At 73.8% G+C, this 21,080-nt stretch carries 24 protein-coding genes; 20 read left to right on the top strand and 4 right to left on the bottom strand.

Annotated features, from left to right (window positions below):
* Positions 1-70: 70 nt before the first annotated feature.
* Genes ACA361_RS22245 through ACA361_RS22220 form a run of 6 tightly spaced genes read left to right on the top strand, consistent with a single transcriptional unit; the run spans position 71 to position 4,794 of the window.
* Complete coding sequence (locus tag ACA361_RS22245; RefSeq protein ID WP_375014559.1) at positions 71-655, top strand: TetR/AcrR family transcriptional regulator; 585 nt, start codon at positions 71-73, stop codon at positions 653-655.
* A 10-nt stretch (positions 656-665) separates the two neighbouring features.
* The gene (locus ACA361_RS22240) at positions 666-1,874 is read left to right on the top strand and encodes a cytochrome P450 (RefSeq protein ID WP_375014557.1); all 1,209 of its coding nucleotides are present in this window, start codon (positions 666-668) and stop codon (positions 1,872-1,874) included.
* A gap of 2 nt (positions 1,875-1,876) precedes the next feature.
* Positions 1,877-2,707: an SDR family oxidoreductase gene (locus ACA361_RS22235; protein ID WP_375014555.1), complete on the top strand. Its 831-nt coding sequence runs from the start codon at positions 1,877-1,879 to the stop codon at positions 2,705-2,707.
* Positions 2,704-4,044, top strand: a complete 1,341-nt coding sequence (locus tag ACA361_RS22230; RefSeq protein ID WP_375014553.1) for a cytochrome P450 — start codon at positions 2,704-2,706, stop codon at positions 4,042-4,044. The genes ACA361_RS22235 and ACA361_RS22230 overlap by 4 nt, the downstream gene beginning before the upstream one ends.
* A 7-nt stretch (positions 4,045-4,051) precedes the next feature.
* The gene (locus ACA361_RS22225; protein ID WP_375014551.1) at positions 4,052-4,246 is read left to right on the top strand and encodes a ferredoxin; all 195 of its coding nucleotides are present in this window, start codon (positions 4,052-4,054) and stop codon (positions 4,244-4,246) included.
* Positions 4,246-4,794 (top strand): hypothetical protein, encoded by a 549-nt coding sequence (locus ACA361_RS22220; protein ID WP_375014549.1) that lies wholly within the window; start codon positions 4,246-4,248, stop codon positions 4,792-4,794. Before ACA361_RS22225 ends, ACA361_RS22220 begins: the two co-directional genes overlap by 1 nt.
* Before the next feature lie 55 nt (positions 4,795-4,849).
* Here the strand turns inward: ACA361_RS22220 and ACA361_RS22215 are convergent, their stop codons facing one another.
* Positions 4,850-5,332, bottom strand: a complete 483-nt coding sequence (locus ACA361_RS22215; protein ID WP_375014547.1) for a DUF3515 domain-containing protein — start codon at positions 5,330-5,332, stop codon at positions 4,850-4,852.
* Between the two features lie 40 nt (positions 5,333-5,372).
* A complete protein-coding gene (locus ACA361_RS22210; protein WP_375014545.1) occupies positions 5,373-5,606 on the bottom strand; it encodes an Lrp/AsnC family transcriptional regulator in 234 nt (77 codons plus the stop codon).
* A gap of 138 nt (positions 5,607-5,744) precedes the next feature.
* On the opposite strand from ACA361_RS22210, the gene ACA361_RS22205 reads away from it, so the two are divergent.
* The 3 genes from ACA361_RS22205 to thiD all read left to right on the top strand — a co-directional run bounded on the left by ACA361_RS22205 (position 5,745) and on the right by thiD (position 8,233).
* Entirely contained in the window at positions 5,745-6,665 is a 921-nt protein-coding gene (locus ACA361_RS22205) for a thiamine-phosphate kinase (RefSeq protein ID WP_375014543.1), read from the top strand.
* 207 nt (positions 6,666-6,872) lie between these two features.
* Positions 6,873-7,379, top strand: coding sequence for a cellulose binding domain-containing protein (locus ACA361_RS22200; protein ID WP_375014542.1), 507 nt, complete (start codon positions 6,873-6,875; stop codon positions 7,377-7,379).
* Positions 7,380-7,411: 32 nt separating this feature from the next.
* Positions 7,412-8,233: a bifunctional hydroxymethylpyrimidine kinase/phosphomethylpyrimidine kinase gene (gene thiD, locus ACA361_RS22195; protein ID WP_375014541.1), complete on the top strand. Its 822-nt coding sequence runs from the start codon at positions 7,412-7,414 to the stop codon at positions 8,231-8,233.
* Between the two features lie 88 nt (positions 8,234-8,321).
* Here the strand turns inward: thiD and rpmB are convergent, their stop codons facing one another.
* Positions 8,322-8,516 carry a 50S ribosomal protein L28 gene (gene rpmB / locus ACA361_RS22190; RefSeq protein ID WP_030164391.1) on the bottom strand — a complete coding sequence of 65 codons (195 nt, stop codon included), beginning with the start codon at positions 8,514-8,516 and terminating at the stop codon, positions 8,322-8,324.
* A 284-nt stretch (positions 8,517-8,800) separates the two neighbouring features.
* Between rpmB and ACA361_RS22185 the strand changes: the two genes are divergently transcribed.
* The 4 genes from ACA361_RS22185 to ACA361_RS22170 all read left to right on the top strand — a co-directional run bounded on the left by ACA361_RS22185 (position 8,801) and on the right by ACA361_RS22170 (position 15,389).
* On the top strand, positions 8,801-10,399 hold the full coding sequence (locus tag ACA361_RS22185; RefSeq protein WP_375014538.1) for a DAK2 domain-containing protein: 1,599 nt from the start codon (positions 8,801-8,803) through the stop codon (positions 10,397-10,399).
* Between the two features lie 57 nt (positions 10,400-10,456).
* Complete coding sequence (gene recG / locus ACA361_RS22180; RefSeq protein ID WP_375014536.1) at positions 10,457-12,649, top strand: ATP-dependent DNA helicase RecG; 2,193 nt, start codon at positions 10,457-10,459, stop codon at positions 12,647-12,649.
* Between the two features lie 191 nt (positions 12,650-12,840).
* Positions 12,841-13,431 (top strand): HEAT repeat domain-containing protein, encoded by a 591-nt coding sequence (locus ACA361_RS22175; RefSeq protein ID WP_375014534.1) that lies wholly within the window; start codon positions 12,841-12,843, stop codon positions 13,429-13,431.
* A gap of 191 nt (positions 13,432-13,622) precedes the next feature.
* The gene (locus tag ACA361_RS22170; protein WP_375014532.1) at positions 13,623-15,389 is read left to right on the top strand and encodes a serine/threonine-protein kinase; all 1,767 of its coding nucleotides are present in this window, start codon (positions 13,623-13,625) and stop codon (positions 15,387-15,389) included.
* A 72-nt stretch (positions 15,390-15,461) separates the two neighbouring features.
* On the opposite strand, the gene ACA361_RS22165 is transcribed toward ACA361_RS22170, so the two are convergent.
* Entirely contained in the window at positions 15,462-16,469 is a 1,008-nt protein-coding gene (locus ACA361_RS22165; RefSeq protein ID WP_375014530.1) for a hypothetical protein, read from the bottom strand.
* A 182-nt stretch (positions 16,470-16,651) separates the two neighbouring features.
* On the opposite strand from ACA361_RS22165, the gene rsmD reads away from it, so the two are divergent.
* The 7 genes from rsmD (at position 16,652) to ACA361_RS22130 (ending at position 20,988) form a co-directional block, all read left to right on the top strand.
* Positions 16,652-17,215 carry a 16S rRNA (guanine(966)-N(2))-methyltransferase RsmD gene (rsmD, locus tag ACA361_RS22160; protein WP_375014528.1) on the top strand — a complete coding sequence of 188 codons (564 nt, stop codon included), beginning with the start codon at positions 16,652-16,654 and terminating at the stop codon, positions 17,213-17,215.
* A 137-nt stretch (positions 17,216-17,352) separates the two neighbouring features.
* Positions 17,353-17,832 carry a pantetheine-phosphate adenylyltransferase gene (gene coaD, locus ACA361_RS22155; protein WP_375014526.1) on the top strand — a complete coding sequence of 160 codons (480 nt, stop codon included), beginning with the start codon at positions 17,353-17,355 and terminating at the stop codon, positions 17,830-17,832.
* A gap of 152 nt (positions 17,833-17,984) precedes the next feature.
* Positions 17,985-18,560, top strand: a complete 576-nt coding sequence (locus ACA361_RS22150) for a DUF177 domain-containing protein (protein ID WP_375014524.1) — start codon at positions 17,985-17,987, stop codon at positions 18,558-18,560.
* Position 18,561: 1 nt separating this feature from the next.
* Positions 18,562-18,741 carry a 50S ribosomal protein L32 gene (gene rpmF, locus ACA361_RS22145; RefSeq protein WP_375014522.1) on the top strand — a complete coding sequence of 60 codons (180 nt, stop codon included), beginning with the start codon at positions 18,562-18,564 and terminating at the stop codon, positions 18,739-18,741.
* A gap of 370 nt (positions 18,742-19,111) precedes the next feature.
* Entirely contained in the window at positions 19,112-19,807 is a 696-nt protein-coding gene (gene rnc, locus ACA361_RS22140) for a ribonuclease III (RefSeq protein WP_375014890.1), read from the top strand.
* A 3-nt stretch (positions 19,808-19,810) separates the two neighbouring features.
* A complete protein-coding gene (gene mutM / locus ACA361_RS22135) occupies positions 19,811-20,686 on the top strand; it encodes a bifunctional DNA-formamidopyrimidine glycosylase/DNA-(apurinic or apyrimidinic site) lyase (RefSeq protein WP_375014520.1) in 876 nt (291 codons plus the stop codon).
* Positions 20,687-20,691: 5 nt separating this feature from the next.
* A complete protein-coding gene (locus tag ACA361_RS22130) occupies positions 20,692-20,988 on the top strand; it encodes an acylphosphatase (RefSeq protein ID WP_375014518.1) in 297 nt (98 codons plus the stop codon).
* The last annotated feature ends 92 nt before the right edge of the window (positions 20,989-21,080 follow it).

Here is a 21,080-nt window from a genome sequence, read left to right as displayed (position 1 = left end):
GGGCGGCGGGTGCGGGACGGGCGGCGGGGGAGGTTGCCGCCGCGCGTTTGCTGAACTATTGTCTGGACACGTGTCCGGAAACCAGGAGCTGATCACCGAGTCCACCCGCCGGCGTCTCACCGAGCGGCAGGCCGACACCGTGCGGAGGCTGACCGACGCCGCGGTGGAGGAGATCCGCGAGACCGGCTTCGACGGCCTGACCGTACGGAACGTCGCCAAGCGCGCGGGCGTGGCCCCGGCCACCGCCTACACCTACTTCGCCTCCAAGAACCACCTGATCACCGAGGTGTTCTGGCGGCGGCTCAACGCGCTGCCGCCGGTGCCGGCGGGCGGGACGCGCCGCGAGCGGGTGAACGAGGTGCTGCGCGAGGTCGCGCTCCTGGTGTCCGACGAGCCCGAGCTCGCGGCGGCCTGCACGGCGGCCATGCTCGGGAGCGACCCCGATGTCCGCGAGCTGCGGATGCGGATCGGCGTCTCCATCAGGCGGCGGCTGGAGGCCGCCATGGGCGACGGCGCCGATCCGAGGATCCTCGGCGCGCTCGAACTCGCGTACGCCGGTGCGCTGGTGCACGCCGGAATGGGCTACACCTCGTACGCCCGGATGGCCGACCGGCTCGCCGAGATGGCAGAGCTCATCCTGCCCGACCCCGAATGAGGTGACGGCCATGGGCCATTCCTCCCCCCAGCCCCCCGACGTCCATTACAGCCCCTTCGACTACGCCGTCCACGAGGACCCCTACCCGACGTACGAGCGGCTCCGGGAAGAGGCGCCGCTCTACCGCAACGACGAGATCGGCTTCTGGGCGCTGTCCCGGCACGCCGACGTGTCCGCCGCGTTCCGGAACCACGGCGCGTACTCCAGCTCCAACGGCGTCTCGGTGGAGCCGAGCGCGTGGGGGCCGCACGCGTCCAAGACGATGTCCTTCCTCGCGCTCGACCCGCCCCGGCACACGCGCATGCGCGCGCTGGTCTCCAAGGGGTTCACGCCCCGGCGGGTGAAGGAGATGGGCGACGACATCCTGCGGCTGACGCGCCGGCACATGGACCTCCTCCTGGAGAAGGGCGAGGGCGACTGGGTCGCCGACTTCGCCGGGCTCCTCCCCATGGACGTCATCTCCGAGATGATGGGCGTCCCCGAGCCCGACCGGGCGGAGGTGCGGCGGCTCGCCGACCTCGTCGTCCACCGCGAGGACGGCCTGAACGACGTTCCCCCGGCCGGCATGGAGGCCGCCCTCACCCTCGTCGGCTACTACGAGGAGATGCTGGCGGAGCGCAAGAAGGCCAGGCGGGACGACCTGACCTCCGCGCTCCTGGACGCCGAGATCGACGGCGACCGGCTCGCCGACCGCGAGATCATCGCGTTCCTCTTCCTCATGGTCGTCGCCGGCAACGAGACCACGACCAAGCTGCTCGCCAACGCCCTCTACTGGGGGCACCGCAATCCCGCCCAGGGAGCCAAGCCGTTCCGGGACCCGGCGCGCGTGGACGATTGGGTCGAGGAGACGCTCCGGTACGACACCTCCAGCCAGATGCTCGCCCGCACCGTGACCGAGGAGCAGGAGCTGTACGGGCGGAAGGTGCCGGCGGGCGACCGGATGCTGCTGCTGGTGGGCTCCGCCAACCGCGACCCGCGCGTGTTCGACCGCGCGGCCGAGTACGACCTGGACCGCGACACGTCCCAGCTCGTCAGCTTCGGCGCCGGCCGGCACTTCTGCCTGGGCGCCAACCTCGCGCGGCTGGAGGCGCGGATCGCGCTCGGCGAGCTGGTCCGCGCGGTCTCGTCCTACGACGTCGACGAGGCCCGCGCGGAACGGGTCCACGCGGCCAACGTCCGCGGATTCGCGTCCCTTCCCGTACGACTGGAGGTGCGGTAGGCGTGCCCAGATTCGATCCCCATCCGGAACGGCGCCCCGCGATCGTGACCGGTGCCTCGTCGGGCATCGGCGAGGCCACCGCGACCGCGCTGGCGACGGCCGGGTACCCGGTCGCGCTCGGCGCCCGCCGGGTCGAGAAGTGCGAGGAGCTCGCGGCGACGATCCGGGCCGGGGGAGGCGAGGCGTTCGCGCACCACCTGGACGTCGGCGACTCCGACTCGGTGAAGGCGTTCGCGGCGGCGGCGCAGGACGCGCTCGGCCCGGCCGAGATCGTCGTGTCGGGCGCCGGCGACCTGGCGGCGGGCCGCGTCCACGAGCTCGACCCCGACGAGTTCCTGGCGCAGATCCAGGTCCACCTGGTCGGCGTGCACCGCCTCGTGGCGGCCTTCGTCCCCGGGATGGTCGCGCGCAGGAGGGGCGACCTGGTCTTCATCTCGTCCGACACGGTCGGGGTGCCGCGGACGTGGACGGGCGCCTACGTCGCGGCCAAGAACGGCGTCGAGGGCATGGCGCGGACGATGCAGATGGAGCTGGAGGGCACCGGCGTCCGGGCGTCGATCGTCCGGCCCGGCCCCACCGCCACCGGCATGGGCATGGGCTGGGACGCCGGGACGACCGCGAACGTCCTGGACGACTGGGTCAGGTGGGGCGCGGCCCGCCACCCCTACTTCCTGCGGCCCTCCGACATCGCCGCCGTCGTCGCGACGATCGTCGGCACGCCGCGCGGCGCCCACCTGCACATGGTCGAGGTCCAGCCCGAGGCGCCCCTCGCAGAGCAGCCGGCCCTCGCAGAGCAGTCACCCCTCGAAGAGAACAGGACCGAGGAGAAATGACCGAGCTTCTCGCGCCGCCCGTCGTGTCGGGCGGCCCCGATCACCTCGAAGAGCTGCGCACCGATCCGATCGGGCTGATGCGGCGGGTCCGGGACGAGTGCGGCGACGTCGGCGAGTTCGTCCTCGCCGGCCGCCGCGTGGTGCTGCTGTCGGGCGCCGAGGCGAACGAGTTCTTCTTCCGGTCGCCGGACGAGGAGCTCGACCAGGCCGAGGCGTACCCGTTCATGACCCCGATCTTCGGCGAGGGCGTGGTCTTCGACGCCACCCCCGAGCAGCGCCGCGAGGCCCTGCACAACCAGGCGCTCAAGGGGTCGTTCCTCAAGGGGCACGCCGCCACCATCGCCGCCGAGGTCGACCGGATGACGGCCGGCTGGGGCGACGAGGGCGAGATCGACCTGCTCGACTGGTTCGCCGAGCTGACCATCTACACCTCGTCGGCGTGCCTGATCGGGAAGAAGTTCCGCGAGCAGCTCGACAGCCGCTTCGCCGAGCTGTACCACGACCTCGAACGCGGCACCGACGCGATCGCCTACGTCGACCCGTACGCCGACATCGAGAGCTTCCGCAAGCGCGACGAGGCCCGCCCGGGCCTCGTCGCGCTGGTCCAGGGCATCATGGACGGCCGGGAGCCGAAGCCGCCGCGCGAGGACCGCGACCTCCTGGACGTGCTGATGTCCATCAAGGAGGAGGACGGCTCCCCGAAGTTCTCCGCCGACCAGGTCACCGGCATGTTCATCTCGATGATGTTCGCCGGGCACCACACCACCTCCGGCACCGCCGCGTGGACGCTGATCGAGCTGCTGCGCCACCGGCCCGTCCTGGACGGCGTGGTGGCCGAGCTGGACGACCTGTACGCCGACGGCAGCGAGGTCTCCTTCCAGGCGCTGCGCGCGATCCCGCGGCTGGAGTCGGCGATCAAGGAGGCGCTGCGGCTGCACCCGCCGCTGATCCTGCTGCTGCGCGTCGCCCAGTCCGACCAGGAGGTCGTGGGCCACCACATCCCCGCCGGGACGATGGTCGGCTGCAGCCTGGCCGTCTCCAACCGGATCCCCGAGGACTTCCCCGAGCCCGACGCGTTCCGCCCCGAGCGCTACATCGCGCCGCGCGAGGAGGACCTGCTCAACCGGTGGACGTGGGTGCCGTTCGGCGCCGGCCGGCACCGCTGCGTGGGCGCCAACTTCGCGATGATCCAGCTCAAGGCGATCTTCTCGGTGCTGCTGCGGGACTGGGAGTTCGAGCTGGCGCAGCCGCCGGAGACGTACCGCAACGACCACTCCAAGATGGTCGTCCAGCTGGCCCGGCCGTGCAAGGCCCGGTACCGCAGGCGGCGGAGGTGAGGCGCCGATGAGGATCGAGGTGGACCTGGACCTGTGCCAGGGGCACGCGATGTGCGAGCTGGAGGCCCCGGACGTGTTCGAGGTCCCCGGCAAGGGCAAGGTCCGCGTTCTCGAGGAGGAGCCGTCCGAGGACCACCGCGACGAGGTGGCCGCCGCCGTCCGCTACTGCCCCACCCAGGCGATCAAGCTTCAGGAGATGTGATGCCGGAGTTCTCCCGCGAAGAGATGGACGACATGGTCCAGCACTGGCTGGACGAGAACAAGCGCTGCGAGGAGCTGGGCGACTGGCGCCCGCTCGCCGACCTCTACACCGAGGACGCCACGTACGGCTGGAACATGGGCCCGAACCAGGACTTCATGGCGATCGGCCGGGACGAGATCCGGAACATCGCGCTCGGCCAGGAGATGGGCGGCCTGGACGGCTGGACGTACCCGTACCAGAGCATCCTGGTCGACGAGCGCAAGGGCGAGGTCGTCGGGTTCTGGAAGCAGATCGCCGACGTCCGCCGCGAGGACGGCGGCGCCTACGAGGTCGCGGGCATCGGCGGCAGCTGGTTCCGGTACGCGGGGAACCGGCAGTGGTCGTGGCAGCGCGACTGGTTCGACCTCGGCAACGCCGCCGCGATCTTCATGGAGATGATGCGGGCCGACGTGCTGTCGGACGGGATGAAGCGGCGCATGGACCGCTCGGTCAAGGGGCCGCTGCCCGGCTACTACAAGCGCGGCGAGGGCCCCGTCCCCATCTGGTGACGCCGCTTTCCGGCGGCGCCGCGTCCCGGCGGGCCCGGGGGCCTCGGATCCGTGCTCAGATCTGGCCCTCGGGCTTCTTCGGGATCGTCGCCGCGATCGCCTGCCCCAGCTCGATCAGGACATCTCCCGGCGGGCTGTACTTCGCCGGCACGGTGACCTCGACGTACGCCTGCCGCGCCACCGCCGTCCACGTCACCGGGCGGTCGGCCGGCACGCCGAACCAGTCGACCCCGTTCACCGTCATCAGCTGCGACGCCGGCTGGAGCCCGGCCGGGCGCGGCACCCCGCAGCGCAGCGCGATCGCGGGCGAGCCCCACGCGGCCGTCAGCGGCGACTCGGGGGAGGTGTCGCGGCGCGACTCGCCGTGCACCGTCTCCGGCAGCCGCAGCCCCGAGCACAGCCGCTCGCCCGCCGCGTCCGCCGCCGGCACCGGGACCTGGACGGCCCCGCCCGCGCACCCCGCCGCCAGCAGCGCGGCCGCCGGCAGCGCGAGGACACGGGGCGCGGTACGCCGGGAACCGGTGGAGCGTCGAGGCACGGGGAAGCTTCGCGGTAGGGAGCCGTCGGCTACGTCTCGGTCAGATGTGGACGATCGGGCACGTGAGGGTGCGGGTGATCCCTTCGACCGCCTGGATCTGCGCGACGACGAGCTTGCCCAGCTCGTCGACATTGCGCGCCTCCGCTCGGACGATCACGTCGTAGGGTCCCGTCACGTCCTCCGCCAGGGCCACGCCGGAGATCCCGGAGATCTCGGCGGCCACCTCGGCCGCCTTGCCCACTTCGGTCTGGATGAGGATGTAGGCCTGCACCATCACGTCCTCCCCGGGCGGAGAAAATGCCGTCGGACGGTCACCGTATCGTGTTACGGGCCGCGGCGGGCGCCCGGGGCGGCCCGGGCCCGGGCCGGTGCCGTTCCGGTACCGGCTGAGCACGCACGAGGACGGGGGCCGATGAGCAGCATCGGGGAGCTGGGCGAGTTCGGGCTGATCACGAGGCTGACCGACCGGCTGCCGCAGGGGCCGGCGGTGGAGCTGGGGCCCGGCGACGACGCGGCGGTGGTGCGCTCGCCCGACGGCCGCGCCGTGGCCACCACCGACCTGCTGGTCGAGGGCCGGCACTTCCGCCGCGACTGGTCCGGCCCGTACGAGATCGGCTGCAAGGCCGCCGCGCAGAACCTCGCCGACGTCGTCGCGATGGGCGCCCGGCCGACCGCGCTGCTGGTCGGGCTGGCCGTCCCGGCCGAGACGCCGGTGGAGTGGGCCGAGCAGCTGTACGCCGGGCTCGCCGAGGAGTGCGGGCTGGCCGGCGCGTCGGTGGCCGGCGGCGACGTGGTCGCCGCCCCGCGGATCACGCTGGCGGTCACCGCGCTCGGCGATCTCGGCGGCCGGCCGCCGCTGACCCGCGCCGGCGCCCGGCCCGGCGACCTGGTCGCGGTGCGCGGCACCCTCGGCCTCTCCTCGGCGGGCCTGGAGCTGCTGGAGCGCGGCGAGGAGGGCCCGGCCGAGCTGATCGAGGCGCACCGCCGCCCGAGGCCGCCGTACGCGGCCGGCGACGAGGCCCGCGCGATGGGGGCCACCGCGCTGCTGGACGTGAGCGACGGGCTGCTCCAGGACCTCGGCCACATCGCCAAGGCCAGCGGCGTGCGGATCGAGGTCGACACGGCGCGCGTCCCGGTGCCGCCGGTGCTCGGCCGGGGTGGTCTCCGCCACGTCCTCACCGGTGGCGAGGACCACGGGTTCGCCGCGACGATCGGACCCGGCGCCGTCCCGCCGCCGTCCTGGACGGTGGTCGGCACGGTCGCGGAGGGTGCCGGCGTGCTGGTCGACGGGGGTCCGTACGCCGGATCCGGCTGGGACCACTTCCGCGGGTGACCCCATGTGAGAGCATGCGGGCGGCCCCTTCTCCAGGCGGACCCCTTTGCTCGTCTGGTAGGCATGCTTGGGACGGGTTTGGTATACATCCTGTGATCGAAGAGGGATGGGATGGGACGACACACCAGGCTCGGACAACCCGAAGACGAGGTCCCGCAGGACGAAGCGGAACCTCCTTCAGGCCGCCCTCGGTTCAGGATCTTCTCGATGGTCCCGGTGCCGCTGCTGCCCATCGTGGCGCTGGTGCTGGCCGTGGGCGTCGTCTCGTACGCCATGAGCACGCAGCAGATCTCCCTCAACTTCGCCGGCGGCGCCCCGCAGACGCCGCAGACCGGCGTGAAGGAGAACCAGATGTCCCAGCGGGGGCCGGGCGACCGCGCCAGCCGGGACGCGCAGCGCGCCGACGGCCTCGTCGTCGCCTTCAAGAAGGTGAGCGAGTCGCCGGGCGCCTTCCGGTTCACCGCGACGGTCGCCAACCGCGGCCAGCGGCCGGTGCCCAAGTGGTCGCTGGCGTTCAAGATCCCCAACGCCTCGATCGTGTCCGCGAGCGGCGCGGCCGTGGTCCGCACCGGCGAGGTCGGCTGGGTCCGCAGCCGTACCGGCGCTCCCGCCCTCACCCCGGGCCAGTCGGTCCGCGTCACGTTCGTCGCCAAGGGGACGATCGCCCGCCCGTCGGTGTGCAAGATGAACGGCCTTCCCTGCGCCCGCGTCTAGAAAGGCGCATATAGGGCCTTACAGTGGGCGGCATGACGCAGAACCCCGTCCCGCCCGCCGCTTCCGCGGCCCCGCCCCTCGTGCTCACCGTCGCGGGCAGCGACTCCGGCGGCGGCGCCGGCATCCAGGCCGACCTCAAGACGATGCTCGCCCTCGGCGTCCACGGCATGAGCGTCATCGCGGCGGTGACCGCGCAGAACTCCCTCGGCGTCCAGGGCTACTGGGAGCTGCCCGTCGAGGCCGTGCGGGCGCAGCTGGACTCGGTGCTGTCCGACATCGGCGTGCACGCGGTCAAGACGGGGATGCTCGCGTCCACGGCGCTGGTGGAGGCCGTCGCGGCGGGCCTGGCGGACGCGGGGGCGCCCGTGGTGGTCGATCCCGTCGGCGTCTCCAAGCACGGCGACGCGCTCCTCGCCGCGGACGCCGTCGACGCCGTCCGCACGGCGCTGCTGCCGGCCGCGACCGTCGTCACCCCGAACCTGTGGGAGGTCGAGCAGCTCACCGGCGTGAAGGTGGTCGACGAGTCCGGGCTGCGGGAGGCCGCCGAGGCGGTCAAGGCGCTCGGCCCGGAATGGGTCCTGGTCAAGGGCGGGCATCTCCCCGGCGAGCCCGCCGACCTGCTGTTCGACGGCGAGCGCGAGCACCGCTTCACCGCGCCGCGCCACGACAACCGGCACACCCACGGCACCGGCTGCACGCTGGCCTCCGCGATCGCCTCGTACCTGGCGCTGGGCGAGGACGTCCCCGGCGCGGTCGGCAAGGCCAAGGAGTACGTCACGGGCGCCATCGCCGCCGGCTTCCCCCTCGGGACCGGAATCGGCCCCGTCGACCACGGCTGGCGCACCCGTACCTGATCCGGAACGCGAAAGTCGGCTCACCGGAATCCGGTGAGCCGACCGAGGCTGTCGCGCCGGGAGCGTCCCGCGCGGTCCGGCCGTGCGGTCAGACCGTCGGCTTGACGACCTTGCCGGCCTTGATGCACGAGGTGCAGGCGTTGATCCGCTTGGTGCTGCCGTTCACGACGGCGCGCACGCGCTGGATGTTGGGGTTCCAGCGGCGCGGGGTGCGGCGGTGCGAGTGGGAGACGCGCATGCCGAAACCGGGTCCCTTGCCGCAGACGTCGCAGACGGAAGCCACGGGAAACTCCAAGTGGGTGTCGGTGCTGTGAAGCGTTCGATGAAGCGGAGCGACCCGCGATGCCGTGCCGGGCACTTTGGGGGCGCTCAGAAAGCGCCCCGGACGAGGCGCACGAATCAGATTAGCCCACGGCCGGCCCCCTAGGCGAATCGGCCCGGCCGCGCAAGCCTCGTTCCGGGACCGGACGCGAGCACCGGATTCCGCCGGATTCCCACGGGAACGGTCCGCACGATATGAGGTATCCGTGGCGGTCGGCCACGATCGAGGGAAGCAGAGGAGCGAGGGTGGGCGAGGTCCTCGACGGGGCGGCGGTACGGCGATGGAGCGGGCTGGCGGCCGAGGCGCTGGGCCGCACCCGGGGGGAGATCGACGCGCTCAACGTGTTCCCCGTACCGGACGGGGACACCGGGACGAACCTGCACCTCACCATGCTGGCGGCGGCGGACGCGGTGGCCGCCCTGCCCGCCGGGACCGGCACGGGGGAGGCGTGGCAGGCGCTGACCAGGGGCGCGCTGCTGGGCGCGCGCGGCAACTCCGGGGTGATCCTCAGCCAGGTGCTCCGCGGGCTGGCGGAGATCGTCGGGCGGCCGGAGACGGCCGCGGACGGCGCGGCGCTGGCCGAGGCGCTCGGGTACGCGTCGGTGCTGGCCCGTGGCGCGGTCGAGCATCCGGTCGAGGGGACGATCCTCAGCGTCCTGGAGGCGGCCGCGTCCGCGGGCCTGGACGAGCCGGGGCCGGGCCTGGCCGGGGTCGCGCGGGCGGCGGTGACCGGCGCCCGGCAGGCGCTGCGCCGCACCACCGGGCAGCTGGACGTGCTGGAGCGCAGCGGCGTGGTGGACGCGGGCGGCGCGGGCCTGTGCGTGGTCCTGGAGGCCCTGGCCGCCGTGATCACCGAGGAGTATCCGGAGCGGTACGAGGTGCCCGGCCGCGTCCCCGGCGAGGGACCCGCGCGGGACGGCCGCGCCGGGCGCGCCGAGCCCGCCGGCCCCGGCTACGAGGTCATGTACCTGCTGGACGCCGCCGACGACCGGGTCCCGCGGCTGCGCGCCGTCCTCGACGCGCTCGGCGACTCCCTCGTCGTGGTCGGCGGCGACGGGCTGTGGAACGTCCACGTGCACGTCGACGACGCCGGCGCGGCGATCGAGGCGGGCCTGTCGGCGGGCCGCCCGCACCGCGTCCGGGTGACGTACCTGCACGCCGAGGACCGGTCCCAGGCGCCCTGCACGGGCCGCGCGGTCGTCGCGGTGACCGCCGCCGACGGGCTCGCCGCCCTGTTCGAGAGCACCGGTGCCCATGTGGTGCGCCGCGAGCCGGGCGCGCTGCCGCCGCTGGCGCTGCTGGCCGAGGCGATCCTGGCGGCCGGCGACGAGGTGGCGGTGCTGCCGAACGAGCCCGAGGTGGCGGCGCTCGCCGAGGCCGCCGCCGAGCGCGCCCGGGAGAGCGGCGCGCGGATCGCGGTCGTCCCGACCAAGGCGTCCGTCCAGGGGCTGGCCGCGCTGGCCGTCCACGACCCGCTCCGCCGGTTCGCCGACGACGTGATCGCGATGACCCGGGCGGCCGGCGCGACCCGCTTCGGCAACCTGGAGGTCGCCGCGGAGGAGGCGTTCACCAGCGTGGGCCTGTGCCAGCCGGGCGACGTCCTCGGGCTGATCGAGGGCGATGTGGCCATGATCGGTGAGGATCTCGCCGCGGTGGCCCGGCACGTCCTGGACCGGCTGCTGTCGGGCGGCGGCGAGTTGGTCACGCTGATTTCGGGCACGTACGCGCCGGAGGGGCTGACCGGCCTGCTGGAGGCGCACCTGCGCGACCGGCATCCCGACGTGGAGGTCGGCGTCTACGACGGCGGGCAGGTGCTCTACCCCCTCCTGATCGGCGTCGAGTGACCCGGCGCGTGCCGGGAGCCGGCGCGAGTGACGGACCGGCGCGGTAGAAAGGGCGACGTGGCGAAACTCGACGAGCCGTTGCGCAAGGTGCTGGGGGACAAGACCGCCAGGGTGCTGGCCAAGGGGCTCGACCTGCACACGGTCGGCGACCTGCTGCACCACTACCCGCGCCGGTACGCGCACCGCGGCGAGCTGACCCCGCTGAACGAGCTGGCCGACGGCGAGCACGTCACCGTGATGGCCGAGGTGGTGAAGGTCCAGGGCCGGACGCTGTCCCGCAGCCCCGGCTACGTGCTGGAGATCACCGTCACCGACGGCACCGGCGAGCTGAAGCTGAGCTTCTTCGGCCGCAAGGGCTCGTACAAGCCCGAGAAGGAGCTGTCGCCGGGCACCCGCGGGCTGTTCGCCGGCAAGATCAGCACGTACCGGCCGCGCTCCGGCCGCGCCCAGCGCCAGCTCGCCCACCCGCAGTACAAGGTGGTCGCCGAGCGCGCCGGCCACGAGGCGGCGCAGGAGTGGGCGGACGAGATCATCCCGATCTACCCGTCCACCAAGGGCCTGGACATCGAGACGATCTCGATCTCGGTCGGCACCGTGCTGGACAACCTGGACCTCGGCCCCGACCCGATGCCCGAGCTGACCCTCAAGCGGCACCACTACATCGGGCTGCGGGAGGCGTACGAGGGCATCCACCGGCCCAAGGACTGGCAGGAGCTGGGCCGCGCGCGGCACCGGCTGAAGTGGGACGAGGCGTTCGTCCTCCAGATCGCCCTGGCGCGGCGCCGGCTGGCGGCCGCCGCGCTCCCGGCCAAGTCGCGTCCCGCGATCGAGGGCGGCCTGCTGGACGCGTTCGACGCGCGCCTGCCGTTCGCGCTGACCGAGGGGCAGCGCGAGGTCGGCCGCGAGATCGCCGAGGACCTCTCGCTGGAGCACCCCATGCACCGCCTCCTCCAGGGCGATGTGGGCGCCGGCAAGACCGTGGTCGCGCTGCGGGCGATGCTCCAGGTGGTGGACGGCGGCGGGCAGGCGGTGCTGCTGGCGCCCACCGAGGTGCTGGCGCAGCAGCACTTCCGGTCGATCAGCGGGATGCTGGGCGAGCTGGGGCAGGCCGGGCAGATCGGCGGCGCCGACGTCGCCACGCGGGTGGTGCTGCTCACCGGGTCGCAGGGCGCCAAGGCGCGCAAGGCGACGCTGCTGGACGCGGCGTCGGGCGCGGCCGGGATCGTCGTCGGGACGCACGCGCTGCTGGAGGAGCACGTCCAGTTCGCCGACCTGGGGCTGGTCGTGGTGGACGAGCAGCACCGGTTCGGCGTCGAGCAGCGGGACGCGCTGCGCGAGAAGGTGGCGGGCGGGCGGCCGCACGTGCTGGTCATGACGGCCACGCCGATCCCGCGGACGGTGGCGATGACGGTGTTCGGCGACCTGGAGACCTCGGTGCTGGGGCAGCTCCCGGCCGGGCGTTCCGAGATCAGGACGCACGTGGTGCCGCCGGAGAAGCCGGCGTTCCTGGCGCGCACCTGGGAGCGGATCCGGGAGGAGGCGTCCGGCGGGCGGCAGATCTACATCGTGTGCCCGCGGATCGGCGAGCGGGAGGGCGACGAGGGCGACGCGCCGCCGCCCCCGGACGAGGGCGAGCGCCGCTCCCCGCTGGGGATCATGGAGCTGCTGCCGCGCCTGGAGGAGCTGCTGGCCGGGCTGCGGATCGGCGTGCTGCACGGCAAGCTGCACCCGGACGAGAAGGATGCGGTGATGCGCCGCTTCACGGCCGGCGAGCTGGACGTGCTGCTGGCCACCACGGTGATCGAGGTCGGGGTGGACGTGCCCAACGCCACCGCGATGATCATCATGGACGCCGACCGGTTCGGGGTGTCGCAGCTGCACCAGCTGCGCGGCCGGGTCGGCCGCGGCACGCTGCCGGGCCTGTGCCTGCTGGTCACCGACGCCGAGCCGGGCAGCAAGGCCCGGGAGCGGCTGGACGCGGTCGCGTCCACGACCGACGGGTTCGCGCTGTCGCGGCTCGACCTGGAGCAGCGCCGCGAGGGCGACGTGCTGGGCGCCGCGCAGGCCGGCCGCGCCTCCAGCCTGCGGCTGCTCACGCTGCAGAAGGACGAGGACGTGATCCGCAAGGCGCGGGACGAGGCCACGCTGCTGGTCGAGGCCGATCCCGACCTGTCCGAGCACCCCGGCCTGGCCGCCGAGCTGGCGGTGCTGCTGGACGAGGACCGCACCGACTACCTGGAGAAGGCGTAGCCGTCGGCGGGGACGTATATTCCCATTAAGCCGATTGACTTTGCATGAAATTCTCCCCAGCATGGAGAGCGTGAATCCGAGCGAGGACCTCACCGTGCGGCATCACGTCGACCTGCGGCGGCAAGCGAGCATGCTCTGTCCGCGTCGCTGATGCCCGTTCACCGGATCCGACGCTTCCTGGAGGCACATCCATGCCCATCACCCATGACCCCGTTCACGACGGCGACCTGATAGCGCGCGCCGGCGACCTCTACACCCAGGGCCTGAACGACGGCGAGCCCCAGATACGGCTCCAGGCCGTCATCGGCCTCATCGCCCTGGAGGCCGTCACCGAGGTCGCCGAGGCCGCCGACGACCCCGCCCGGGAGGTCCGGGTCGCGGTGGCCGGCGGCCTGGCCCGGCTGGCCGATCCCGCCGGCCTGCCCGCCCTGGAGGACCTGCTCGCCGACCACGACCCGGTCGTCCGGATGGCGGCCCTCGACGCCGCCGCCGAACTCGGCGTCCCCGAACCGCTCGCCGGCCGCGTCGTGACCGGCGTCGTCCACGCCGGCTGGCAGGTCCGGCGGCGGGCCGTGCTCGCGCTCGCCGAGGCCGCCCCCGAGGTCGCCGTGCGGCCGCTGGTCCGCGCGCTCCGGGACGAGATCGTCGACGTGCGGCGCGCCGCCGTCCAGTCCCTGGAGCGGTGGGCCGCGGACCGTCCCGAGGTCGTCACCGCCCTCACCGAGGCGCTCTCCGACCCCGACCCCGGCGTCCGCACCCAGGCCCGGTGGGCCCTGGCCTGACGCCGGCCGCCGGAACGCGGGCGGGGCGCTTCGGGGTGGGAGCGCCCCGCCCGCTCCGTTCTCCTCTCTCCTCCGTCACCGAGAACGCACGATCGATCACAGACGTCTAACGACCTACGGGAAGGATGCGCCTCCCGGCCCGGCCCCGGGTAGAGCTTCCGTGGCGGGTCCGCACCTGACGGAGGAGACCGATGACGGCCGTTCGCCCCCTGCTGCCCGAAGACCCGGTGCGGCTGGGCCCCTACGAGGTACGCGGACGCCTCGGCGAAGGCGGCCAGAGCATCGTCTTCCTCGGCCGCGGCGAGAGCGGGCGGGACGTGGCGATCAAGCTGCTGCGCGCCCAGTTGAGCCGGAACCCCGAGTGGCGGGCGCGGTTCCAGCGCGAGATGGAGATGATCGGCCGGGTCGCCGGATTCTGCACCGCCCAGGTCCTGGACGCCGACATCACCGGCGAGCTGCCCTACGTCGTCAGCGAGTACGTGCCCGGCCCGTCCCTCACCGAGGCCGTCACCGGCACCGGCCCGCGGATCGGCACCGACCTGGACCGGCTGGCGATCGGCACGGTCACCGCGCTCGCCGCCATCCACCGGGCCGGGATCCTGCACCGCGACTTCAAGCCGGCGAACGTGCTGATGGGCCCGGACGGCCCGCGCGTGATCGACTTCGGCATCTCCCGGGTGCTGGGCAGCGAGGCCGCCAAGGGGAGCGGCGTGGTCGGCACGCCCTCGTACATGGCCCCAGAGCAGGTCACCGACACCGAGCTGGGCACGCCCGTCGACATGTTCGCGTGGGCGGCGACCATGCTGTTCGCGGCCACCGGGCGGCACCCGTTCGGGAACGACACGATCTCGGCGGTCTTCCACCGGGTCCTCAACTACCAGCCCGACCTGTCGCCGCTGCCCGACTCGCTGCGCGCGACCGTCACCGCGTGCCTGGACAAGGACCCGGCGCGGCGCCCCGAGGCGCAGCAGGTGCTGCTCGACCTCCTGGGACGCGACACCGTGACCAGCGACCCCGAGGGCGCCCTGACGACCGGCACCTCCTTCGCGGGCGGCGCCGTACCGCCGGCGGCCCCGGTGCCGCCGCCGCAGCCCCCGCACCCCCCGCAGCCCGCCACCCACCCGCCCGCCGCCACCGGCCCGCAACCGCTCCGGCGCGGCCGCCGGCGTGCCGCCGCCATCGCCGCGGCGGCCGTGCTGCTGCTCGCCGGCGGCACCGCGTGGGCGCTGATGGCGAACGGCGAGGACCCGCCGCCGCCCCGCGCCGCCGCGGCGGCGGCCGACACTCCCGTGCCGCCCGCGGAGGCGGCGGGCGCCGCCCGCGTCGCGGCCGAGTCGGTCAAGGCGGTCCTCAGCTTCGACTACCGGCGGATCGAGCAGGACGTCGCGGGGGCGCACGCCCGCTCCACCGAGCGCTACCGGGCCGAGTACGACCGGCAGCTGGCCGCCGAGAACTGGCGCGTCCGGCTCCGCGACAACCGCAGCACGATCGTCACCGACGTCCCGGAGTCCGCCGTCGTGGCGGCCGCGCCGGGCACGGTGACCGTGCTCTCCCAGGTCAAGCGGACCATCGGCTCCGCCAACGCGGAGCCGCGGCTGCGGAACGAGCCGATGCGGGCCACCCTCGTCCGCCGCGGCGGCGGCTGGCTCCTGGACACCCTGTACGTCCTGAACGCCGTCTCCGTCCCGGCCGTGACGTCCGGCGGCACCGGCTGGCCGGGCGCCCGGGCCCGCGCCGTGACCGACGCCGTCCGCGGCGCGAAGGAGGTGGCGGCGGGCACCCTCGTGGAGGCCGCGCTCCGCGCCGGCGACACCCCGCGGAGGACGGCCGCCCTGGTCGCGGTGGCCGAATGCGCCAAGGGCGCCTGCAAGGCCGACGACAAGGTCGCCCTCTACCGCATGGCGGTCGACCCGCAGCCGAACGGCACCTGGAAGGTCACCGAGACCGACCGCCTCTGACGTACGGACGCGAACGGGGCGCTCTCCGCCGGGATTGTCGGAGAGCGCCCCGTTCCGCCGTGCGTGCCGTGCTCAGCCCTCTTCGGCCTCGCGGCGGCGGGTCGCGGCGACGGCCGCGCCGCCGGCCAGGATCGCGGCCAGGCCGAGGGCCGCCATGGGCAGGCTGCCGGCGCCCGTGAACGGCAGGCCGTCCGGCAGGGTGCCCGGCGCCATCGAGGCGGCCGCCGCCTCCGGGCCCGCGCCGGCCTCGGGCAGGTCGGGCAGCAGCGGCGAGGACGGCGGGAGGTCCGGCAGGCCGGGCGACGGGCTCGGCGAGCCGGGCGGCGGGGTGCCCGGAGGCGTCGGCGGCGTCGGGGCGGGCGGGCCGGGCGGGCTCGGCGGGCCGGGCGCGTCCAGGCAGCCCGCGCCCGCGCAGACGTTCAGCGCCCCGGCGGCCGTGACGCCCGCGGGCGTGGCGGTCACCTCGCCGCCGGTGGCGACGCCGAGCCCGGCGTCGCCGAGATGCGCGGCGAGCCCGATGCCGCCCCCGGCCTCCGGGTCGCCGATGGAGATGTCCTCGGCCGACAGCCGGCCGTCGGCCTCCAGCCTGAGGCCCGCCGGACCGAGCAGCGTCCGGAGCCCGGCGTCGACGAGCAGGCTCCCGGCGACGGTCTTCCTCTTCGGATCGAGATCGGGAGAGATCTCGACGCGGAGGTGGCCCGGCGGCTCCTTCTTCTGAGCCTTCTGGGCTTTCTGGGCCTTTCGCGTCTCCGGCGCCTTGCCCGCGCCGGCCTTCGCCTTGGCGCGGGACGTGCCGCCGCTCCCGGACGAGCGGGTGGCGGTCTCCGGCCTGGCGGGGGTACGGGTGGCGGAGGGCTTCTTCCTGGGGGCCGTGCTCTGCTTGGAACCGGTGGCCGGCGAGCCCCCGCCGCCGCTGAGGGCGCCGGTCAGGCCGTCGATCGTTCCGGTCAGGGTGGAGGTGAGGTCGGCCAGCGGGCCGGACCTGGGAGCCGCGGTGTCGGCATGGCCGACGCCGCTCATCGCCGCCAGGCCCAGCACCGTCGCGCCCGCCGTCACCGCCAGTCTTCTGCCGTGGTGCACGAGGTACTCCTGGGGGGTGTCGTGAAGACAACTCGCGTTTACGACTATCCGCGTTCACAGTGGCACGCCGGGTAGCGGTTGTGAACAGTGATCCATGAATTGGGGCGCGGACCTGCGCGGCTCCCGGGGGACGGCGGCTCCCCGGGGACCACCCGCGCGTCCGCGCCCCCGATAATCGACGGATGACAAGGGTCATCGCGGGAAGCGCGGGAGGGCGGCGGCTGGCCGTGCCGGCGGGCCGGGACACCCGCCCCACCAGCGACCGCGCCAGGGAGGGGCTGTTCTCGACGGTGCTGGCGCTGCTCGGCCCGCTCGACGGGCTGCGCGTCGCCGACCTGTACGCCGGATCGGGCGCGGTCGGGCTGGAGGCGCTGTCGCGCGGCGCCGCGCACGCGCTGCTCGTGGAGTCCCACCCCCGGGCGCTGAAGGTCGTCCGGCAGAACGCGGCGGCCCTCGGCCTGCCCGGCGCGGTGCCGCGCGGCGACAAGGTGGAGCGCCTCGTCCAGCGGGAACCGGACGCGCCGTACGACCTGGTCTTCGCCGACCCGCCGTACGCGCTGGCCGACGCCGCCGTGACGGGCGTCCTGGAGGCGCTGCGCGACCACGGCTGGTGCGCCCCCGACGCGCTGGTGGTGGTCGAGCGCGCGGCGCGGGGGGCGGCGCTGCGCTGGCCCGAGGGGTACGAGGCCGAGCGCGACCGCCGCTACGGCGAGGCGGTGTTCTGGTACGGCCGCGCCGCCCGCTGACCCGCGTGCGGCCCGCGCGTGACCCGCCCGCCGGTTCCCGAAACCCGGTGTGAGTTCGTTCTCGTCCGGTTTGGTACGGTCGCGCCGCAGGGCCCCACCTGCACAGGAAGACCCAGACGCAAGGATGGAGCCACCTCGTGCGACGTGTCGTTTGTCCCGGCTCGTTCGACCCCGTCACCAACGGCCACCTCGACATCATCAGCCGGGCCTCCCGCCTCTACGACGAGGTCGTCGTCGCCGTGCTGATCAACAAGACGAAGCAGGGACTCTTCAGCATCGAGGAGCGGATCGAGATGCTGGACGAGGTCACCAAGGAGTACGGCAACGTCAAGATCGACAAGTGGCACGGGCTGCTGGTGGACTTCTGCCGGCAGAACGACATCCCGATGATCGTCAAGGGGCTGCGGGCGGTCAGCGACTACGAGTACGAGCTGCAGATGGCCCAGATGAACCACCGCATGGCCGGGGTCGAGACGATGTTCATGTCGACCAACCCGCTGTACTCGTACCTGTCCTCCAGCCTCATGAAGGAGGTCGTGAAGTACGGCGGGGACGTGTCCGGGCTGATCCCCGACGTCGTCCACGCGCGCCTCACGGAGCGGTTCAAGGAGCTGTAACCTGCCGGGGCCGGGCGCGAGTTGGGGACGCGCCGCCGCGTTGGGTACCCTGGGACACCGGCCTGACCGATGGCCGCAGTTCCCTGTGCCTGAAAACGCAGCCTTATGAAAGCAGGTTTCCGCTGACTCGCCTCGATCCGAACGCGCCGCTCGTGCTCGACACCCGAGCCCTCAGCAGGCAACCCGGGTCGTCGCGCGAGGAGGTGGTGCGCGTTCCGGCGCCGGAGAACTTCGGCGTCGAGATGGTGGGCGTTCCCGAAGGCGAGAGCATCGAACTGGACCTCCGGTTCGAGGCGGTGCTGGAGGGCGTGCTCGTCACGGGCACGGCGCGGGTGCCCCTCAAGGGGGAGTGCGCGCGCTGCCTGGACCCGATCGCCTCGACCTTCGAGGCGGACTTCCAGGAGCTCTTCGTCTATCCTGACACCCGCTCCGGCGGGAACGCGGACGACGACGAGCTCTACCTCGAGGACGATCTGATCGACCTCGAGCCGGTGCTCCGGGACGCGGTGGTGCTCGCGCTGCCGCTGTCCCCGCTCTGCCGGGAGGACTGTCCCGGCCTGTGCGCGGAGTGCGGCGTCCGCCTGGCGGACGCCGAGCCGGGTCACGGCCACGCCGTGGCCGACGCCCGGTGGGCGGCACTGCAGGGCCTGGCCCCCTCCGACGGAGGGGACGGGGAGAACTCTTCCCACCAGGCATTCGACCAACGAGAAGGAAAGCAGGAGGGCTGACGTGGCCGTCCCGAAGCGGAAGAAGTCCCGCAGCAACACGCGGCACCGGCGTGCGCAGTGGAAGGCCAGCGCGCCGACCCTGGTCGAGTGCCCCACGTGCCGCGACAAGAAGCTGCCCCACACCGCGTGCGCGACGTGCGGCACCTACGACCGGCGGCAGGTCATCTCCCCGTCGGCTTGATCCCAGGCGTTCCGGGGGGCGGTACCGCGCGCGGCGCGGCCGCCCTCCGAAGTGCCCGGGCGAACGTGACCACCCCGGCGGGTGACGCCGGCGTGGTGAGCGGCGGAGGGCGGGCGCCCGAGGCCGTGGTGCGTGCCGGGGATGTCGATCGACCGGCCCGCACCTCGTCTTCGTGGAACCTCTCCCGAGCCGTGCGTCCGCGCCGTACCGGGACCGCCGGCCGCGAGGCCGCGCGGTGGCCCTCCGAGCTCCCCTCGGGGGCCGTTCCGGACGTCACGCGCCGCCAGCGGCACCGCCTCAGGCGGTGCGAGGCCTGCGAGGAGGGCCTGTGAGCGGCAAGAAGAGCGAATCCGCGCCCGAGCGCGCGGAACTGACCCGGGCGCTCGGCGTCGAGGTGGGCGACGAGCTGCTGGAACGGGCGCTGACGCACCGTTCGTACGCGTACGAGAACGGCGGCCTGCCGACCAACGAGCGGCTGGAGTTCCTCGGCGACTCGGTGCTGGGCCTGGTCGTCACCGACACCCTGTACCGGGGCCATCCGGACCTGCCCGAGGGGCAGCTGGCCAAGCTGCGCGCGGCGGTCGTCAACATGCGCGCGCTCGCGGGCGTGGCCCGCGCGCTGGGCGTGGGCGCCCACATCAGGCTCGGCCGCGGCGAGGAGGGCACCGGGGGCCGCGACAAGGCGTCGATCCTCGCCGACACCCTGGAGGCGCTGATCGGCGCGGTGTACCTGGACCGCGGCCTGGACGAGGCGTCCGCGCTGGTGCACCGGCTGTTCGACGCGCTGATCACCCGGTCGGCCGGGCTCGGCGCCGGGCTGGACTGGAAGACCTCGCTGCAGGAGCTGACGGCGGTGGAGGAGCTGGGCGTCCCCGAGTACCACGTCGCCGAGAGCGGCCCCGACCACCAGAAGACGTTCCGCGCCGCGGTACGGGTCGGCGGCGACACCTACGGCACGGGCGAGGGCCGCAGCAAGAAGGAGGCCGAGCAGCACGCCGCCGAGGCCGCCTGGAACCGCATCCGCGAGATGGTCGTCAAGCGCGAGAGCGCCGAGCAGGGGACCTGAGCCGTGCCGGAGCTGCCCGAGGTCGAGGTCGTCCGGCGCGGCCTGGACACGTGGGTGACGGGCCGGACGGTCGCCGCCGCCGAGGTGCTGCACCCGCGCGCGGTGCGGCGCCATGCCGAGGGGCCCGCCGACTTCGCCGGGCGGCTGGCCGGCCGCGTGATGGCGGCCCCGGAGCGGCGCGGCAAGTACATGTGGATCCCGCTCGACTCGGGCGAGGCGCTGCTGTCCCACCTGGGCATGAGCGGCCAGCTGCTGGTGGGCGAGCCGGACCGCGAGCGCGAGAAGCACCTGCGGGTGCGGCTGACGTTCGCCGACGCCGCCGAGGGCGGGTTCGACCTGCGGTTCGTCGACCAGCGCACGTTCGGGCACCTGATGGTGACCGAGATGACCGAGGCGTCCGGGAAGCCGGTGCCGGAGCCGATCGCGCACATCGCCGCCGACCCGCTCGAAGAGGCGTTCGACGACGAGGCGTTCTCCAGGGCGCTGCGCCGCCGCCGCACGGGGGTGAAGCGGGCGCTGCTGGACCAGTCGCTCATCAGCGGCGTGGGCAACATCTACGCCGACGAGGCTCTCTGGCGCGCCAGGCTGCACTACGCGCGCCCCACGGAGACGCTGACGCGCGCGGAGGTCGCGAGGGTCCTCCAGGGCGTCCGGGAGGTCATGGAGGCCGCTCTGGCCGTCGGAGGGACGTCGTTCGACAGCCTCTACGTGAACGTCGACGGCGAGAGCGGCTACTTCGACCGTTCCCTGGACGCCTACGGCCGCCGGGACGAGCCGTGCCGGCGCTGCGGGACGCCCATCCGCCGCGACGTCTTCATGAACCGGTCGTCGTTCAGCTGCCCCACCTGCCAGCCGAAACCCCGAAGGGCGCGATACTGAGCACCATGGCCGAAACCGATGCGACCGAGGAGACGGTGCGGCTGACGGCGTGGGCCCGCGGGCGGGTCCAGGGCGTCGGCTTCCGCTGGTGGGTGCGGTCGCGGTCGCTGGAGCTCGGGCTGGCCGGCAGCGCGACCAACCTGCGCGACGGCCGGGTCGAGATCGTCGCCGAGGGGCCGCGGGCGTCCTGCGAGCGGCTGCTGGAACTGCTGCGCGGCGGCGGCACCCCGGGCCGGGTCACCGGAGTCGCCGAGCGCTGGGGCGAGCCGCGCGGCGAAGGGCCCGGTTTCCACGAACGCTAGCCCGGGTAGGGCTTTCCGGTTCGTACCTGCTAAACTAGGTGCCGACAGGTTGTTACCGGCCTGTGATGTGCGTCTTGACCAGGAGACAGGCC

Origin of the sequence: Actinomadura sp. 21ATH (assembly GCF_041951345.1) — a bacterium.
GTDB lineage: Bacteria > Actinomycetota > Actinomycetes > Streptosporangiales > Streptosporangiaceae > Spirillospora.
Note: the sequence above shows the minus strand (reverse complement) of the source record. Positions and strands in the feature narration are given on the sequence as shown.